The organism is Nonomuraea sp. NPDC048892, assembly GCF_040649735.1.
In the GTDB taxonomy this organism is placed as follows: domain Bacteria; phylum Actinomycetota; class Actinomycetes; order Streptosporangiales; family Streptosporangiaceae; genus Nonomuraea; species Nonomuraea maheshkhaliensis.
Genome location: NZ_JBEZFZ010000045.1, coordinates 16,447 through 34,729, shown reverse-complemented (window position 1 = coordinate 34,729; position 18,283 = coordinate 16,447). Strand labels below are relative to the sequence as shown.

General features: G+C 69.6%; 14 protein-coding genes. 11 read left to right on the top strand and 3 right to left on the bottom strand.

Going from position 1 to position 18,283, the window contains the following annotated elements; translation table 11 throughout:
• The first annotated feature begins 653 nt into the window (after positions 1 to 653).
• The 3 genes from AB0C28_RS53740 to AB0C28_RS53730 all read left to right on the top strand — a co-directional run bounded on the left by AB0C28_RS53740 (position 654) and on the right by AB0C28_RS53730 (position 4,055).
• Positions 654 to 2,774 (top strand): GAF domain-containing SpoIIE family protein phosphatase, encoded by a 2,121-nt coding sequence (locus AB0C28_RS53740; RefSeq protein ID WP_358084935.1) that lies wholly within the window; start codon positions 654 to 656, stop codon positions 2,772 to 2,774.
• A gap of 432 nt (positions 2,775 to 3,206) precedes the next feature.
• Entirely contained in the window at positions 3,207 to 3,449 is a 243-nt protein-coding gene (locus tag AB0C28_RS53735) for a hypothetical protein (protein ID WP_357849518.1), read from the top strand.
• 33 nt (positions 3,450 to 3,482) lie between these two features.
• Positions 3,483 to 4,055, top strand: a complete 573-nt coding sequence (locus AB0C28_RS53730) for a CPBP family intramembrane glutamic endopeptidase (RefSeq protein WP_358084933.1) — start codon at positions 3,483 to 3,485, stop codon at positions 4,053 to 4,055.
• Between the two features lie 17 nt (positions 4,056 to 4,072).
• On the opposite strand, the gene AB0C28_RS53725 is transcribed toward AB0C28_RS53730, so the two are convergent.
• Positions 4,073 to 4,543, bottom strand: a complete 471-nt coding sequence (locus AB0C28_RS53725) for a MarR family transcriptional regulator (RefSeq protein WP_357849501.1) — start codon at positions 4,541 to 4,543, stop codon at positions 4,073 to 4,075.
• Positions 4,544 to 4,634: 91 nt separating this feature from the next.
• Here AB0C28_RS53725 and AB0C28_RS53720 point away from each other — a divergent pair, with 91 nt between their 5' ends.
• From AB0C28_RS53720 to AB0C28_RS53705, 4 genes are all read left to right on the top strand, one after another.
• Positions 4,635 to 5,717: an LLM class flavin-dependent oxidoreductase gene (locus AB0C28_RS53720; RefSeq protein ID WP_357849498.1), complete on the top strand. Its 1,083-nt coding sequence runs from the start codon at positions 4,635 to 4,637 to the stop codon at positions 5,715 to 5,717.
• Entirely contained in the window at positions 5,714 to 6,391 is a 678-nt protein-coding gene (locus AB0C28_RS53715; protein WP_358084930.1) for an NAD(P)-binding domain-containing protein, read from the top strand. Before AB0C28_RS53720 ends, AB0C28_RS53715 begins: the two co-directional genes overlap by 4 nt.
• Positions 6,388 to 7,359, top strand: a complete 972-nt coding sequence (locus AB0C28_RS53710; protein WP_358084927.1) for a pirin family protein — start codon at positions 6,388 to 6,390, stop codon at positions 7,357 to 7,359. Before AB0C28_RS53715 ends, AB0C28_RS53710 begins: the two co-directional genes overlap by 4 nt.
• A 268-nt stretch (positions 7,360 to 7,627) precedes the next feature.
• Positions 7,628 to 8,347: a hypothetical protein gene (locus AB0C28_RS53705; protein WP_358084924.1), complete on the top strand. Its 720-nt coding sequence runs from the start codon at positions 7,628 to 7,630 to the stop codon at positions 8,345 to 8,347.
• Positions 8,348 to 8,354: 7 nt separating this feature from the next.
• Here the strand turns inward: AB0C28_RS53705 and AB0C28_RS53700 are convergent, their stop codons facing one another.
• A complete protein-coding gene (locus AB0C28_RS53700) occupies positions 8,355 to 11,990 on the bottom strand; it encodes a LamG-like jellyroll fold domain-containing protein (RefSeq protein ID WP_358084921.1) in 3,636 nt (1,211 codons plus the stop codon).
• A gap of 236 nt (positions 11,991 to 12,226) precedes the next feature.
• Entirely contained in the window at positions 12,227 to 13,243 is a 1,017-nt protein-coding gene (locus AB0C28_RS53695; protein WP_357849486.1) for a LacI family DNA-binding transcriptional regulator, read from the bottom strand.
• Between the two features lie 244 nt (positions 13,244 to 13,487).
• Between AB0C28_RS53695 and AB0C28_RS53690 the strand changes: the two genes are divergently transcribed.
• The 4 genes from AB0C28_RS53690 to AB0C28_RS53675 are packed head-to-tail and all read left to right on the top strand — an operon-like array spanning position 13,488 to position 18,232.
• On the top strand, positions 13,488 to 14,765 hold the full coding sequence (locus AB0C28_RS53690) for an extracellular solute-binding protein (RefSeq protein WP_357849483.1): 1,278 nt from the start codon (positions 13,488 to 13,490) through the stop codon (positions 14,763 to 14,765).
• A gap of 4 nt (positions 14,766 to 14,769) precedes the next feature.
• On the top strand, positions 14,770 to 15,735 hold the full coding sequence (locus AB0C28_RS53685) for a sugar ABC transporter permease (protein WP_358084918.1): 966 nt from the start codon (positions 14,770 to 14,772) through the stop codon (positions 15,733 to 15,735).
• The gene (locus tag AB0C28_RS53680) at positions 15,732 to 16,538 is read left to right on the top strand and encodes a carbohydrate ABC transporter permease (protein WP_357849478.1); all 807 of its coding nucleotides are present in this window, start codon (positions 15,732 to 15,734) and stop codon (positions 16,536 to 16,538) included. The genes AB0C28_RS53685 and AB0C28_RS53680 overlap by 4 nt, the downstream gene beginning before the upstream one ends.
• A 17-nt stretch (positions 16,539 to 16,555) precedes the next feature.
• Entirely contained in the window at positions 16,556 to 18,232 is a 1,677-nt protein-coding gene (locus AB0C28_RS53675; protein ID WP_357849475.1) for a trehalase family glycosidase, read from the top strand.
• Positions 18,233 to 18,283: the final 51 nt, after the last annotated feature.

Below are 18,283 nucleotides of genomic sequence, written 5' to 3'. Positions count from 1 at the left end.
ACGGCCCAGGACAATCTCGAACTACGGGGAGTCCCCGCGCTGCCCAGCGGTGATCACGATGGACATGCGCTTTTGCCTCTGTCCGCGACACCGGCACAGAATCGCGTAAGCCGGGATCCCGGCCGTGGTGCTCGCCGGCGAAGGAGGTGGCGCAGGCTCCTCCCGCGACGGGGCCGCGGCACCCATGAGCGGCCCGGAGGGTGGGTGAAGCCGCCACCGGTGTCCGCGGGAAAGCTCCGGTTGCCGCCTGCCGGCCGACAGGGCACGGTGGGATGGCGGCACGCCGCGCCCGGCGGCTGCCAGGTCCATGACGCACGATGGCGCCTTGTCGGCACCCCGCCGGCCGGCGTGCTGGAACCTGCCGCGAAAGGCTGTGAAGCCGGTGGCACCGGCGTCGTCCTGCGCCGCCGCCGCGCCGGCGGAAGATCTGCTGCGCACGGCTGACGGTCCTGCCGGGCGCACATCCTCGCCGGCTACGACGACACCGAGCCGGGCCGCCGCTACCGTTGCGGCTTGCCCCGCCCGCCCCCCGACGCGCGTGCCTGGTGGGGCGGAGCCCTTGGCGGTACCCGACTGTCCACCCCTATGGGCGTATTCTGCCGATATGGGGTGGTTGGAACGCTCGTGGGGTCGGTGCGGAAGCTGTACAGGCCATGGCGCGGCCACGGCGTAGCGCCGCGTTCCCGGGGGCGGCGGCGACGTCGTCTCGTCTGGACGACCTGCTCATCGAAGCCGTGTCCAGCGCCGGAGCGCACATCGGCATCGTGTACGTCCTGGCCGCGGGCGGCCATCTGCTGCAGATGCAGACGACGATCGGTCTTCCCGCCACCATCGCCCGGACCTGGGCCAGGGTCAGAGTGCACGACCGCACGCCGGTCGCGGTGTCGGTGCGTGAGCAGAGGCTGATCTGGCTCAGCGACCGGGTGGCCCTGGCGCGCGAGTTCCCGGCGGCGGCCTTGTCACTGCCGTACCACTTCGCGCTGGCGGCCTCGCCGCTCTGCGCCGGGGGTGTCGCCTGGGGCGGAATCGTCATGGGATGGCCTCCGGCGGGCGAGTCCAGGCTCAGCCGGCACCGGCTCGACATCATCGACGACATCTGCGACAAGATGGGGCGCCTGCTCCGCCAGGCGAGCGAGAGCGGCCGGCCGCTCGTCGCCGGCTCTCCGCCTCGTATCCTGGACCCGGTTCCCGCTCAGCGGCCGGACCCGGCCACCGGCCTGACAGCCTTGGCATGTCTCGAGTCCCTGCCCGAAGGCCACTGTCACCTGGACGCGCACGCGCGAGTCACCCTCGTCACCGCCACGGCCGCCGAACTGCTCGCCGCGCAACCGTCCGAGATGATCGGCAAGCGCTTGTGCAAGGCGTTGCCCTGGCTGGACGATCCTCTCTGTGAGGACCGCTACCGGACCGCGGTCGTCAGCCACCAGGCCGCGCAGTTCACCGCCCGCCATCCCGACGGCCGGTGGCTGTCGTTCCAGTGCTATCCGCGCCTGCATGGCGTCACCGTACGGATCACGCCCGCCGGCACGCCCGAGACCGCTTCCGAAGACGCCGACCGGTGTCCTCGGCTGATCGGGCTGCACGACGTTCTCCACCTGGCGACGTGCCTCGCCCGGGCGACGAGCGCTCAGGACATGGTGAACCTGGTGGCCGACCACGTCATGCCGGCCTGTGAGGCCCAGGCCATGGCCGTCTTGACCTGGGACGGCGGGCGGATGCACGTGGTCGGGTCGCGCGGCTACAGCAGCCGCGGCCTGGAGGGGTTCCACGGGCAGCGGATGGTCGAAGCGGTCGGCTGGGCGCGCGGCTACGACGAGGGCAGAGCGGCGTTCTACCCGACCTGGGAGGAGTTCCAGCAGACCTACCCCGACGCCATGCGCATCGACGACATGGGCGCCTGGGCGCTCCTGCCGCTGGTCGCCATGGGCCGGTCCATCGGCACGTGTGTGCTCGCCTATGATCGTCCCCGTCAGTTCAGCGACAGCGAGCGATCCCTTGTCACCGCCCTCGGCGGGCTGATCACCCAGGCGTTCGAACGCGCCTGGCTCTACGACAACAAGCACAAGCTCGCCGAGTCCCTGCAGGCGGGTCAGCTACCGCAACACCTCCCCGACTTCCCCGGCCTGGACGTGGCCGCCCGCTACCTGCCCGCCACCCCCGGCATGGGCATCGGCGGCGACTTCTACGACTTGATCCGCCTCGGCGACACCCTGGCCGGAGCGGTGATCGGCGACGTCCAGGGCCACGACATGACGGCCTCCGCGCTCATGGGCCAGGTACGCACCGCCATCCGCGCCCACGCCACCGCCGGTGCCGACCCAGGTCAGGTGCTGACGCACACCAACCGGCTGCTCACCGAACTGGCGCCGGACCGCTTCACGAGTTGCCTGTACGTCAGCTTCGACCTGCGCCGGCGCACCGCCTGCCTGGCCAGCGCGGGCCACCTGCCGCCGGTGCTCGGCCTGCCCGCGGGCCCGGCCGAGATCATCGACACCCCTGACGGCCTGCTGCTCGGCATCGACCCCGACGCCGAGTACGGCACCACGGACGTGAACATCCCGCCCGGCGCGGTCATGGTCCTCTACACCGACGGCCTCGTCGAGAAGCCCGGCCTGGACCTGGGCGACTCCATCGCCGCCCTGGCCGCCCGCTTCACCCCCGTGCCCGGACAGTCCCTGCCCGCCCTGGCCAATGCGCTCATCGAGCACACCACGAACCAGCAGCGTACCGACGACATCGCCCTTCTCCTCCTGCGAACCACTGCGCCGCCATGATGATCACGCCCGCCTGACCGCCGAACGCACCACGGCGCGCTCTGCCGCCGCTCGCCGAGCTGTTCGCCCGGCAGCCCTCTACCGCCCCCGGCCGGCCACCGGCGACCCCAGTGGCGCGGCAGCACGATCCGGGGTGGCGGTCACCGGCATGCCACCGATCGGCCGGCTCGCAGTTCGGAAAGGTGAGAACCTGGACAAGACGGGGCTGATTACATCAAAGACCCTTCAGAACACGGTCAAGTGCCGCCCGGCCCGCAGGTCCAGCAGCGGTGAGATCTCGGCGTACTGGGGTGGTGGCGCTGTCGAAGACGGCGCCGATGCCGGCGGAGGTCATGCGAGTTCCTTCCGGGGTCTGCGGAGTTGCCAGCCGCGGGCACGGACGCGTTCGTCCCAGAAGCGGGCGTACGTGCCACCGGTGGCGAGGAGGGCGTCGTGGTCGCCGTGCTCGGTGATGCGGCCGCGGTCGAGGACGAGGATGCGGTCGGCGGCGACCACGGTGGACAGGCGGTGGGCGACGACGATGACGGTGCGGTCGCGGGCCAGTTCGGTGACGGCGTCGGCGACGGCCGCCTCGTGCTCTTGCCCGCGCCCGACGGGCCGACGACGGCGGTGAAGCTTCCGGCGGGGATCATCGTGTCGATGCCGTTCGTCCTCGGGCGTAACCCCGGCTGTTGAGCGTCAGGAGACCGACAGCGTCGGCGACCCGCGATGGCCACCACCTTCGCCTCCACCGCGCTGCTGATCTCCTGGAGCATGCTCATCCAGCGCTGGTTGTACGGCGTCAAGGGCGGCTGGCTGCACTCCGTCGCCGGGGCGTTCCGGCCGGCGGTCCTCGGCCGGGCGATCCTCTTCCTCGCACCGGTCTGGGCGATTTACCTGACGGTTCTCGCCGCCCTGGAGCCATCCCCGGCAGGGAGATGGGCGGTCTCCGCCGTCCTGTTCGCCACGATCCACCTGTCCACCGACGTCTGGCTGAACCTCCAGTTCCTGGCTGTCGGCGTGGCGTTCGCGCTCATCACGTGGCGCACCGGCGGCATCGAGACCGCAGTCGTCCTGCACGCCGCCAACAACGTCTTCGGGCTGCTGCTGGCGCTGGCGCTGCACGCCGACCTCGCCGCCTCGACGGACCGCTCGTCCGGTGCCGGCTCTGCCCTCCACCTGATCCCGGTCGTGCTGCTGGCGGTCATCACCGCGGTCGTCTGGTACCGCACCCGCCGCGAGGGGCCGGCGGTCACCCCCATGCGCGCGCCGAGCCAGGACACCATCCCCGCCGGGAGCTGACGGAGGCGATGCGCGTGCTACGGCTCGAGGTCGAGATGCCGGCGTAGGGCCCCGGTGAACTCGTCGACCTGTGCCAGCTGTTCCGGGGTGAGCGCGTCGACGAAAAGCTCGCGCACGTCACGCAGGTGCGGCCGTGAGCCGCGCTGGAACGACTCCGCTCCGAGGTCGGTCAGCCGCACATCGATGCCGTGGACGTCGTCGGGGCACGGGGCCCGGCGTACGAGCCCCCGCTTCTCCATCCGCCCCAGGTGGTGTGACAGGCGGCTGCGTTGCCAGCCGATCAGCTGGGCCAGCTCGGAGGAGCGCAACGTCTTTCGATCCGCCTCGCTCAGTGCGAGCAGCACTCGATAGTCAGCGGAGGACAAGGACGACTCGCTCTGGAGCCGTCCCTCCAGGAGGGTGCGCAAGGTCTCGGCGGTCTCGATGTAGTCGCGCCAGATGCGCAGTTCCTCGCGCGTGGGCATCGTGCGGCGCTTCTTCTGAGCCATGGCACCTCCTGGGAATTGACACGTCAGCTACATACGTTAGGGGATTGACACGTCAATCCCCTCGCACGCGGATCTCCCAAGGAGCGAACCCATGACCGACAGCGCCGCCGTCCAGTTCGGTATAGACAGCTTCGGCGACCTGCCTCGCGACGATCAGGGGAAGGTCGTCTCCCATGCTCAGGCGATCCGCGCTGTCGTGGAAGAGGCGGTGCTCGCCGACCAGGTCGGCGTGGACGCCGTCAGCCTCGGTGAGCACCACCGTCCCGAGTACTCGATCTCCACTCCCGAGACGGTGCTGGCCGGCATCGCCACCAGGACCGAGCGCATCCACCTCGCCTCGGGGGTGACGGTCCTGTCCTCCGACGACCCGGTGCGCGTCTTCCAGCGTTTCGCCACGGTGGACGCGCTCTCGAACGGGCGCGCCGAGGTGATCCTGGGCCGCGGGTCGTTCACCGAGTCGTTCCCGCTGTTCGGGTACGACCTGGCTGACTACGAGATCCTCTTCGAGGAGAAGATCGACCTGTTCCACAAGTTGCTGGACGAGGGACCGGTCACCTGGGAGGGCACCACGCGCGCTGCGCTCAAGGACGCCGACGTGTTCCCCAAGACGGAGTCCGGGCGGCTGACGACCTGGGTCGGTGTGGGCGGGTCGCCCCAGTCCGTCATCCGTACCGCGCGGTACGGGTTCCGGCTCATGCTCGCGATCATCGGCGGCGCGCCCGACCGCTTCGCCCCGTACATCGACCTGTACCGGCGCGCCACGGAACAGCTGGGGACCACCGCCTACCCGGTCGGGATGCACTCGCCCGGCTTCGTCGCCGAGACCGACGAGGAGGCCAAGCGACTCTTCTGGCCCGGCTACAAGGAGATACGCGACCGCATCGGCGCCCTGCGCGGCTGGCCCCCTCTCCGGCGTGCGGAATTCGAGGCCGACGTCGAGCACGGTTCCCTCTACGTCGGTTCACCCGAGACGGTCGCGCGCAGGATGGCCCGTGCCATCCGCACCCTCGACGTCGGGCGTTTCGACCTGATCTACTCCGCCGCCGGCACCGTCGCGGCCGGCGACCGGCTACGCGCCGTCGAGCTGTACGGCACCAAGGTGATCCCGATGGTGCGCGAACTGCTGGCCGAGCAGCCCAGCACGGTGTCCGGCACGGTGGAGGCGGCCCGATGATGGGGCGCACGGCCGTACGCACGATCGGCGTCCTCGGGGCCGGCAAGGTGGGCACGGTCCTGGCCCGCCTCGCTCTCGCCGCCGGATATCGAGTACTCGTCGCGGGGTCGGGGGATCCCGCCAGGATCGCCCTCACCATCGAGGTCCTGACGCCCGGCGCCACCGCCGTCCGAGCCGTCGAGGCCGTACGGGACGCCGACGTCGTGATCCTCGCGCTCCCGCTCAGCAAGTACCGCGCGCTCCCAACCGGCGAGCTGCGCGGCAAGCTCGTCATCGACGCCATGAACCACTGGTGGGAGGTCGACGGGCCCCGCGAGCGGTTGCTCGTGCCCGGCGTCTCCTCCAGCGAGGAGGTGCGGCGCTTCCTCGACAGCGCACGCGTCGTCAAGGCCTTCAACCACATGGGGTACCACGACCTGGAGGACGAGAGCCGGCCCGCCGGCACACCGGGCCGCAAGGCGATCGCGGTCGCCGGTGACGGCGACGCCGACGTCACCGAGGTCGCGGCGCTCGTCGACGACCTGGGCTTCGACCCCTTGCCCATCGGACCCCTCGCCGAGGGCGTCCGGCTCGAGCCGGGCACCGCCGCCTTCGGCGCCAACGTCCAGGCCGCCGAGCTCCGGCTGCTGATCCAGACAACCGCGCACCGCACGATCGGGGAGTGGTCCAAGTGAGCGATCCGCGAGTGGCACAGGCGGGAAGCGCCACCGGGGTCGAGGTGCTCCCGGCCCGCGACGTGCCCCTGGGCGGACCACGGGCACTGCGGGTGCGGCGCACGATTCCCCAGCGGGCCCGGACGCTGATCGGCGCCTGGTGCTTCGCCGATCACTACGGACCGGTCGAGGTGCCGGCGGGCGGCATGGATTTGCCGCCGCATCCGCACACGGGGCTGCAGACGGTGAGCTGGCTCTTCAGCGGCACCATCGAGCACCGCGACAGCCTCGGCACCCACTCGCTCATCCGGCCAGGAGAGCTCAATCTCATGACCGGCGGCCACGGCATCGCCCACTCCGAGGTCTCCACCGCGGACACCACAGTCCTCCACGGTGTCCAGTTGTGGGTGGCCCTGCCCGACGCGGACCGGGAGGCCGGGCGTGACTTCCAGCACTACGTACCGGAGCCCGTGCGGCTGGACGGGGCCGAGCTGCGGGTCTTCCTCGGCTCACTGGAAGGCGAGACCTCTCCGGTGCGAACGTTCACACCCCTGCTGGGCGCGCAGCTCGACTTCGAGCCGTACGCCACGGTCACGCTCTCCATCGACCCCGGATTCGAGCACGGCCTGCTCGTCGATGCCGGTGACGTACGCCTGGACGGCACCGCGGTCCCCGCGGCGGAGCTCGGCTACGTGGCGCCGGGTGCCGGCACCCTGACGGTGACGAACCGCTCGGACGGCCCGGCCCGCGCCGTCCTGCTCGGTGGCCCGCCGTTCGAGGAGGAGATCGTCATGTGGTGGAACTTCGTCGTCCGCGACCACGAGGAGATCCTGCGGGCCCGCCGGGATTGGGAGGCCGCTTCCGGCCGCTTCGGAAGCGTCGAGGGCTACCACGGGCACCGCCTTCCCGCGCCGCCGGTGCCGGACGTGATCATCAAGCCACGCCGCAACCCGCCGCGCCGCACCGCCGCCGGTCCCGGCGTGGTCTGATCGCCGCGAGTCCCGGCCGGGTCTGATCGCCGCGAGTCCCGGCCGGGTCTGATCGCCGCGAGTCCCGGCCGGGTCTGATCGCCGCGAGTCCCGGCGGGGCCGACAGGACCTTCGCTTGAGCGTGCCCCCAGGGCACGGTGTTCTCTTGTGCGTGAAAACAGACCGTCTCGACCCAGGAGGATCTCCCGATGCCCGGACCAGCCCCCGGCCACGACGGCGCGCTTGAGCTCGCCGCACCAGGCCGACAACCTGGCCCCCCTACTGGCAGATGCCCAACATCACCACCAGCCGCGCCCCGTCATCCGCCATGCAGCAAAAGCTGATCAACCTGGCTGACGAACGCATCAACCAACGCATGATCGAGCGGCCCTTATCGATACCCGCGGCCGAAAGGGGCCTCGTCCATGCCGGGCGCTCAGGAGAAGTCGTGCTGCCCCGCATGCCCGTCGAAGAGCATGCACATCAGCGGATCATCGATGCCGGCGGGATCTTCGCTTGGGTGCTCGGCCGTGCAGTAGAGCAGCGGGACCATCTCCCGGATGTGGCTGTTCCAACGGATCCATATGTTCTGGTCGGGCTGATGGGGTGTGCTCACCAGCTGAACGTGCGCCACGTGCGGGCCGACGTGGCGGGGCCGAAGCGCGCACTCGTAGAAGGTGTTGCGCTCATTGGCGCCCCCAGCCAGGAGTGCCCACTCAGGGTCGGTGAGCAGGGTGTAGTGCGCCCACTGGTCTTACGGGGTGTGGCGTTGGAGGCCGATGGTCAGCCCGGCAGGCAGTCCGGCCGCGTCGAAGACCTGGTGGACGGCGGCGGTGACGTGCTCGGCGTCGTCGGCGCTCAGTCGCACCGCGCCGAGTCGGTCGGCCAGCGGGCCGATGTGGGTGGCGAAGTGCCGGCTGCTGACGCACAGGCAGGGGACCTGGTGGTGCATCACCAGATCCCCCGCCCGATGCGTCGCCTTGACTCTCTGAATCCAAGTCACGCGTAGGTGAAGGTCACTTGGCGATCGGGGTTACCGCGATCTTGTCCACGATGGGGGCATACGCCGAGCGCAGCAGGATGTCGGGGAAGGCGTCGGAGATGTAGGAGTCGCCGTCGAAGCTCGGCAGTTCGTGCGAGGCGAAGGCGATGGTGTTGGCTCCCCTCTTGAGCTGGACCGGGATGGTCAGCTCCCAGAAGTTGCCGGCGTGGAAGGAGTGCGGGAACCAGGCACGCTGAGGCTGGGCGCCGTTGATGGAGATCTCGGCGTGGCGGGCCAGCGGGTCGGGGTTGTAGTGGGAGGCCGGGGATTGCTCGGGGTTGGAGTAGCGGACGGTCAGCGCGTAGGTGCCGTGTTGGGGGGCGGTGACGTCGAAGGTGAGGGTGTTGGCGTTGCCGGGGTCGCCGCCGATGTCGGTGACCGCCTTGCCGCCGCCGGCCAGCGGGTAGCCGGTGATTTTCGCGTTGCCGGTGACGCGGGCCGATTCGGCTTCGTACCAGGTGGGCTTGAGAGCGCCGTCGGTGTCGGTGACGGACAGGCGGTCCAGGCGAAGCTTGCCGGATTGGCCGGTGACGGTGATCTGGTTGACGCCGCCGGACAGGACGGTCTTGATCTTGGTGTGGGCGGTGACGTCGGTGAGGCGGTGGCCGTTGATGTCGAGCCAGGCGCGGCCGCCCCCGAGGGTGTCGAGGGTGAGGGTGGATTCGCCGTCGTCGGGGGAGTAGACCCAGAAGGTGGCGCTCTGGTTCTTGCCGATCTCCGTGTGGCCGGGGCCGGAGACCTTCTTACGGGTGTAGTCGGTGCTCGCGCCCTTGAGGGTGGCGTATTCGGCCTCGTAGATCGTCTCGGCCGCGGCGGGGTTGGCGAGGGAGAGGTCGATCTTGTCAACGAGGGCGTCGCCCTTGGTGGCGCGGGCGCCGTCGAGGCTCTTGGCGGCCAGGGTGAGGGTGTGCTCGCCCTTGGTCAGCCGGACCTGGGCATCGGTGTGGTCCCACGCCAGCCAGCGGTAGCTGAGGGGAAGGCGGAGCTCCTGCTCGGCCTTGCCGTCCACGCGGAGGAAGACGTTGGTGGGGCCTTGCTCCTTGACGGCGTCGGCGGTGTTGAGGGAGTTGGCGAAGACCGACAGGTCGTAAGTGCCGTTCTCCGGGACCGAGACCTTGAAGTCGAGGGCCAGGTCGGAGCCAGTGTGGAAGCCGCCGACATTGTGGCCGCCGGAGGTGTAGTACTGACCGACGTTGGACGGCGAGCCCTGCGGCCCTTCACGCCGCCAGGGGCCTCCGGTGTGCGCCGCGTCCTCGGCTTCATATGCCGCCTGCCAGAGCTTGGACGGCGCGGCCGACGAGGTCGCGTTCCGGCCCGGCGTGAGGATGATCTGATAGGCGGAGGACTCCTTGAGCCGGGGCAGCGCCTGGCCGAAGCCGAAGGTGAGCGAGCCGTTCTTCACCCGCAGGTCGAGTTCGGCGACGACGTCGGGCTGGGGGGAGTCGCCGATCTGGCCGGTCCACGGAATCTCCTGGATCAGCGCGTGCACGGTGGGTCCGAACAGCTTGGCGTCCACGTTGTCGAAGCGGATGCCGGCCTTGCCGGATGTGCCGCCGAACAGGGCTCGCGCCTGCGCCTTGGGCTTGTCCAGCGTGGCGACGCCTTGCAGAGTGTAGCTCACGCCGGGCCGCGGAGGAGTGACCTTGACGGTGTCGCCGGTCATCTGGCCGTAGGCGTTGAGCAGCCACCACTGACCGTTGCCCCGGTTGGCCTGGACGGCGGAGTCGGACAGGTTGCCGTCGATGTTCCAGTACGCGATGTCGGCGTCGACCTTCGACTCCTCGATGGCCGAGGCCCACTGGATCATCTGGCCGGGCACCGAGGTGTGGTAGTTGTGCGCGTACTCGTTGAGGTTGATCGGCAACTGTTTGCCGCCGAGGATGGCGCGCTCCCATTCGCGGTACCTGGCGACGTTGGTGCGGATGCTGGCGGGATCGCTCAACTCGTGCCAGGTGACGACCTCTGGCAGGGTGCCCGCGTCGTGGGTGTGCCGCAGGAAGTCCTGCACCTTGCCGTACAGGGCGCTGGAGTTGGGGCCGGCGATCCTGGCCTTCGGCATCTTGCCCTTGATCAGGGCGTTGACCTCGTCCCAGGCCTTGAAGTAGTGCTGCGCGTCGCTGAGCCAGTTGACGCCGTTGTAGCTCCACTGCCCGTCGCCGAACATGTTGCCCTCGGGCTCGTTGAACGGCACGAAGACGATGTTGTCCTGGTATTTCGGGTCGAGCTTGAGGACCTGGTCGACCTGTTTGGCGATCTTGGCCTTGAAGTCGTTCAGCCGTTCCTCGGGCGTGCTGCCCGGCCACTGGTAGGGGAAACCGCGGTAGATGTCGGTCATGTAGATGTACACGTCGCCGTTGGTGCTGTCTGCCAGCGGCTTGACCACCTCCAGGGCGTCGGCGCCCGGGTGCTGCGGCCCGTCTTGCGCCTTGGTCGAGACCGTGCGCAGGTTCATGCCTTCGAGCAGGTTGCTGGTGGGGACGCCCTCGCCGTAGACGCCGTACAGAGTGCCGGACGCGCCGCCGTGGAAGGCGCCGGTGGTGGTGGTGAGGTCGATGGTGAGGTTGTTGTCGATCACCTTTACGGTGGCCTCGACGGCGGTGCCGTGCGCGGTGCCCTGGATGGTGAACTGGCCGGGGTTGGCGTATTGAGCGGGGTCGACGGCCTGCCAGGTGATGGGGACGCCGCGGCGGATGCCGTCGGTGAACTCCGCGTTGGCGCTCTTTGGCAGTTCCGGCGCGACCTCGGTGTAGGTGGTGACGTCGAAGGAGGTCTGGTCGATCTTCGTGATCGTGGCCAGGTGGTCGCCGGCCAGGCCGGCGACCTGCTCGGCGTTCATGGCGGCGTCGTAGACGCGGAAGTCGTCCAGTTCGCCGTCCAGGAACGGGTGCCCGCCCCAGAACGGCTTGCCGAGGAAGCCGGAGGTGGTGTTGCCGTCGGCGTGCATGACCGCGGCCAGGTCGATCTCGGCCGTGGTGCTGCCGATGGCGGCGCCGTTGACGTAGTAGGTGAGGGTCTTGCCGTCGATCGTGGTGACCAGGTTGGCCCACTGGCCGGTCGGCAGTTTCTGCGCGCCGGGCACGCCCACCTCGACGTTGCCGTTGACCGGCTTGATGGACGAGCGGGTGGTGGCGTCGCCGGCGAAGGACGGGGTGACGAAGGTGGCGGTGCCGGCGTCCTTGCCGAGGTTGTAGACCCACTGGAAGTCGGGGCCGCCCGACCACTTCAGCCAGGTCGAGATCGTCATGGCCTGACGGCCGCGGAACAGCCCGTTCGGGATCGTCACGTACGGAGCGGTGCTGGAGCCGGTCGCGCCGCCGGGCAGGGACAACGCCTGGGTGCCGTCGGCGCCCTCAGCGGTGGTCGCCGCCGCCGGATTGGCCAGCGTGCCGTCCAAGCCGGAGGGGGAGCGGTCGGTGACGGTGCCGCCCGACAGGTCTCCTTCGAAGTCGTAGTGCAGGACCAGGTTCGGCGCGGCCGCCTGCGCCGCTGCGGCCGCCGGTAAGGCGGCTGCTGGGATGGCGGCTGCCGGGATGGTGGTCAAGGCGATCGCGGAAGCGAGGATGGCGCGCGGCATGCGCGGCCGTGCCCGCCGGGACAAGGGTTTGACCATGCGCTTTTCCCATTCGGGGAGTGCGGGAGGGAGTCGAATCGATTCGACTGGACCATAAGCGGCTCCGGGCGCAGTGGTCAAGAGCCGGAAACGCCGCCGACATGTCGCGGCCATGCGCTCGTCACTCGGGGCAAAGCGCCGTGAAGGCTCTTCGAACGTGCCGGCGTGGCGCGCCACAGTCTCGAGCCCGGCCTGCGCCCTGGGCCCGTATCCAGCCGCTGTCGGGGTTCCGGCGGTCAGCCGCCTGCTCGTGCTGGGCCGGTCGTGGCCCGCAGCGAGATCGGCGGGGTGAGCAACAGGTGGCGGTGAGCGGTCGCGGGGTCGGCGATCCGCTGGATGAGCAGCTCGACGGCACGGGCGCCCATCTCGTCGGCGGGCACGTCGGCGGCGGTGAGCGGCGGGTGCAGGTTCTCGGCCCAGTGTTGTGCGGCAACGCCGGTGATGGAGAAGTCGCGAGGCACGTTCAGGCCGGCTTCGGCCAGGGCGCGGTACATGCCGGACACCGCCGCCTCGTTGATCGTGGCCACGGAGGTGAGCTCCGGATGCTCGGCGAGGAGGTGCCGCAGGCAGGACTGCCCGGCCTGGGCGTCGTCCGCGCAGCATGCCTGAACTCCGTGCAGGCCACGTTCGGCGACGGCGCGCTCGAAACCCGCCTGCGCGCGATGACCCGGCCCATAGCCGGCGGCGACCAGTTCGGCGCTGCGATTGACCAGCGCCACGTGCCGATGACCAAGGTCGGCCAGGTGATGGACACACCTGGCGATGAGGGTCTCGTAGTCGATGTCCACCCAGGACATGTCCTCGGGCCGGCTGGTGCGGCCGATGCCGACGAACGGCAGCCCGCTGTGCTGCAGCCGGGTGACGCGCTCGTCCTCCAGCCGGATCTCCATGAGGACGACGCCGTCGACGCGCCGGCCCGTGACGACGCGCTCGAAGGAGCGGTCGTGTTCGCCGCCCGAGGGGGAGAGCAGGACGTCGAGATCGGCGCGCGCGGCGGCGTCGACCACGCTGGCCACGAAGCCGAGCTGCATGTCGGTCAGCCGCTGGCCGGCGGGTGGAATGACCAGGCCGATGGTGCGGGTGCGGCCCTCTTTCAGCGCCCGGGCGGAGGCGTTGGGACGGTAGCCCAGTTCGTCGATGACCGTCTGGATGCGGCGCTTGGTCTCCTCCGATACCGGGCGTTTGCCGGTCAGCGCGTAGGAGACGGTGCTGCGTGACACGCCCGCCCGCTTGGCGATCTCTCCGATGTTCACCCGAGCCCTTTCGTTCCGCCGTGGCGACCATCGTAGGTCGAACCGGTTCATCGAGCATCCGCAGGCCCATGTGAAGGAGAGGTGTCGCCTGCCGCACATCTCCCACAACATCTCGGCAAACCATGGCCGCATCCCATTGACTCTCCCGCTGAGACGGGCCTATGTTCGGTCGAACCGATTCGGCGAATCGGTTCGACTCGGCTCGGGAACAGCCGTGCCACGTGTGTTACCGGAGGTCAGCTCAATGAGATCAGTGGCAAGGAGCCGGCGTGCGGCCGGCGCGAGTCTGACGGTCCTGGCCGTCGTCAGCGGGCTGGCCGCCTGCTCGTCATCGTCCGGTGGTGACAACGGCGGCTCGGCGACCGCGAGCCAGGCCGCCGGTGGCGGGACCTATGCGATCTGGGACCCGTATCCCCAGTACGACAAAACCTCCGACTGGGTGAAGCTGCTGGACGCATGCGGCACCGACGCGGGCGTGACAGTGCAGCGCACCGGCTACGACACCAGCGATCTGACCAACAAGGCGCTGCTCGCCGCCCAGCAGGGCAACTCGCCCGACGTGCTGATCGTGGACAACCCGGTCGTCTCGACGCTGGCCGAGGCCGGGGTGCTGACCACGACCGAGGAGAACAAGCTCGACGTGTCGGCGATCGCACCGAACCTGCTGGCCGCCGGACAGAGCGGCGGCAAGACCTACGGTGTCCCGATCGGCGCCAACACCCTGGCCCTGTACTACAACAAGGACGTGCTGAAGAGCGCGGGCGTGGACATCGCCTCGGTCAAGGACTGGGCCTCGCTGACCGCCGCGCTGGAGAAGGTGAAGGCGAAGGGCAAGAAGGGCATCACGTTCTCGGCGATCGGCACCGAGGAGGGCAGCTTCCAGTTCCTGCCCTGGTTCTGGGGCTCGGGCGCGAACCTGACCAAGCTCGACTCGCCCGAGGGCGTCTCAGCGGTGCAGCTGTGGACGGAGTGGCTGAAGAAGGGCTACGCCCCCAACTCGGTCATCAACAACACCCAGACCACCAGCTGGCAGGAGTTCGCCGGCGGCGACTACGCCTTCGCCGAGAACGGCACCTGGCAGCTCGCCAACGCCGAGAAGGCCGGCTTCGGCTACGGCATCATCCCCATCCCCGGCAAGGGCGGCGGCACCGCGCCCGCGCCGACCGGCGGCGAGTTCGTCAGTGTGCCGGTGCAGTCCGACACCGCCCGCTACACCACCTCGCAGAAGCTGGTGACCTGCCTGACCAGCGCCCGCAACTCGCTCACCACCACGACCACCCTGTCCTACGTCGCCCCCACAGAGGAGGTGCAGGCCAAGCAGGTGGCGGCCAGCGCGGACCTGCAGGTGTGGGTGGACGCGGTCAAGGCGGCCAAGGGCCGCACCAGCGACGACCTGGGCACCAAGTACCCGAAGATCTCCGAGCCGATGTGGGGCGCGGTGCAGGCGGCACTCAGCGGATCCAAGTCTCCGCAGGAGGCGATGGCGGCGGCGCAGTCGTCGGCGGCGAGCGCGATCCAGTAGCGGCATGAACCGAGTCACACAGACGCAGGCGCGTCCTGCCGCCGGCGGCTCCGTACCGGCGACGGCACGGGGTCGGCGGGCGGCACGCGCGCGATCCGGGCAGTGGGCGGCCTGGGCCTTCCTCGCCCCGGTCGTGCTGTACCTGCTGATCTTCTACGCCTACCCGCTCTATCGCAACGTCGAGCTGAGCCTGCGCAACTACACGGTCCGCTCGTTCGTCCAAGGGGACGCGCCGTTCGCCGGCTTCGACAACTACGCCAAGGTGTTCGCCGACGCCACCTTCTGGCCGGCGCTATGGCACACCGTGGTGTTCACGCTGGTGTCGCTGGCCTTCCAGTTCGCCATCGGGCTGGCGCTGGCGCTGTTCTTCACCAAGAACTTCCGCCTGTCGGCCACGCTCAGGGGCCTGTTCCTGGTGCCGTGGCTGCTGCCGCTGATCGTGTCGGCCTCAACCTGGTCATGGATGCTCAACAGCGACTCCGGCGTGGTCAACGCCGTTCTGGCCTGGCTCGGGATCGGGCCGGTCAACTGGCTGACCTCGCCGGACTGGTCGCTGTGGTCGGTCATCATCGCCAACATCTGGATCGGCATCCCGTTCAACCTGGTCGTCCTGTACAGCGGCCTGCAGGCGATCCCGGCGGCCATCTACGAGGCGGCCGCGCTGGACGGCGCCAACGGCCGGCAGCGGTTCTGGAAGGTGACGTTCCCGCTGCTGCGGCCGGTGTCGGCGATCACGCTGCTGCTCGGCCTGGTCTACACGCTCAAGGTGTTCGACATCATCTGGATCATGACTAGGGGCGGCCCGAGCGGAGCCTCCACCACGTTCGCCACCTGGTCCTACCGGCTCGGCTTCGGCAACCTCGTGCCCGCTTTCGGGCCCGGTGCCGCGGTCGGCAACCTGCTCATCGTGACGGCGCTCGCCTTCGGGTTGATCTACATCCGCACCCAGCGAAGGCAGGCCCTGGCATGAGGCAACTCAAGACCGCGATCGGGCTCGTGCTGACCGCCGTCATGCTCTTCCCGGTCTACTGGATGATCAACGTGTCGTTCACCCGCGACACCGACATGCGCAAGAGCCCGCCCCACTGGTTCCCGATCGACGGCACCCTCGACGGCTACCGGGCGGTCCTGGACCAGCAGCTGCCCTACCTGGGAGTCAGCCTCGTCGTCGGACTGGGCACCGTGGCGCTGACGCTGCTGCTCGCCGCGCCGGCCGCGTACTCGCTGGCCAAGCTGCGCCCACGTGGCGGCGGGACTCTGAGCTTCGTGCTACTGATCGCGCAGATGATCCCCGGGATCATCATGGCGATGGGCTTCTACGCCATCTTCTTGTCGACCGGCGCGCTCAACACGGTCCCGGGCCTGATCGTGGCCGACTCCACCCTGGCCGTGCCGTTCGCCGTGCTGATCCTGACCACGTTCATGTCCGGCATCCCCGAAGAGCTGCTGCAGGCCGCCCGCACCGACGGCGCCGGCGTGGTGCGCACGTTCTGGTCCATCGTGCTGCCCGTCTCCCGCAACTCGCTCATCACCGTGTCGCTGTTCGCGTTCCTGTGGGCGTGGTCGGACTTCATCTTCGCCTCCACCCTCGACCAGGGCGGCGAGCACCAGCCGATCACCCTCGGCATCTACCACTACATCGGCAACAACAACCAGGAGTGGAACGCCATCATGGCCACCGCCGTGGTCGCCTCCATCCCGGCCACCATCCTGCTCATCATCGCCCAGCGCTACGTCGCCGCCGGTGTGACCGCCGGCGCCGTCAAAGACTGAGAAGGGACCTTCACTTCATGACCGACGCCGCTTCGGGCCCGGTTTTCTCTCTGCGGGAGATCCCGTTCAGCTACCGCGGATCCTGGTTCGGCTTCTCGCCCGTAGTGGCGGAGAAGACCTACGCCCGCGACGTGCACCTGGTCTCCCACCAGAGCGGCATGCACCCGATCCTGCGGCTGATCCCCAGCGCCGAGGCCGCCATCACCGCCACCCCGCATCAGCTCACCTGGAGCCACAACGGCGGCCGCATCGACCTCGTCTACCAAGGCCCCGACACGGTACGCCTCAGAGGTCACGGTCTCGGGCTCCGCCTGGTCGCGGCCGACCCCGTGCTGACGCCGTTCAGCGGCCCGTACTTCTACCAGGATCCCGTGAACGGATCGTACGTCTTCACCGTCTACCAGACCGGACGGCGCTACCGGATCACCCTGATCACCGGACGGGCCGAGCACGTCGGCGGGCAGGCGCTCGGCACCGCCGAGCGCGGCGTCGCCCTGCCTGCCGATGAGAGGTGGGAGATCGCCGTCGAGGAGTACGAGACCGCCCGCGCCCCCTACACGAGCACGGACGGCTTCGAGCAACTGGCCAAGACGGCGCGGGCCGAGTTCGACGCCTTCACCGCGGCGATCGCACCCTGGCGCAGTGACCGCACCCCCGCCGCCGAACTGGCCTGTTACGTGCTGTGGTCCGCGACCGTCCGCCCCGCCGGATTCATCACCCGCCCGGCCGTACTCATGTCCAAGCACTGGATGGACAAAGTGTGGAGCTGGGACCACTGCTTCAACGCCATCGCCCTGGGCCAGGGCCTGCCCGGCCTGGCCTGGGACCAGTTCCGGTTGCCGTTCGACCACCAGGACGACGCCGGCGCGCTGCCCGACTCCGTCACCCACTCCGAGATCCTCTACAACTTCGTCAAGCCTCCCATTCACGGCTGGGCCCTGCGTCAGCTGCCGCCCCCCTCCGATCCGGCCGAGATCTACCGGTCGCTGGAACGCTGGACCACCTTCTGGCTCGACGCCCGCCGCACCCCCGGCCACGAGTTGCCGCACTACCAGCACGGCAACGACAGCGGCTGGGACAACGCCACCACCTTCGACCCCGAACGCGTCGTCGAGACCGCGGACCTGGCCTCCTTCCTCGTCCTGCAACTGCGCGAGCTGGCCCGCCTGGCGCCGGATCCGAACGACAGCGCCCGATGGACCGAGCGGGCCGACCGGATACGCGACGCCCTTCTCGCCGAGCTATGGGACGGCGAGCGCTTCCTCACCCGCAGCGCTCACTCGCAACGCACCTGGTCCAGCTCCAGCCTGCTCGACCTCATGCCGATCGTGCTGGGACAGGAGTTGCCGGCCCCGGTCCGCGCGGCCCTGGCCGCCCGGATCGAGCAGCACCTGACCGCCTTCGGGCCCGCCACCGAACTGCCCGCCTCCGAGCACTACCAGGACGACGGCTACTGGCGCGGCCCCATCTGGGCCCCGTCCACGATTCTCATCGAGGACGGGCTGCGCCGCGCCGGGCACACCGCCCTGGCCGACGAGGTCAGCGCCCGCTTCCGGACCTTGTGCGAGAAGTCCGGGTTCGCCGAGAACTTCGACGCCCGCACCGGCGAGGGCCTGCGGGACCGCGCCTACACCTGGACGGCCAGCGCCTACCTCATTCTCGCCGCCGCCCACGAGCGGCGGAGCAGCACATGACCACCACGTTGACAGGTTCGTCCGCCCCCGCCTAACCTGGCATCGAATCGG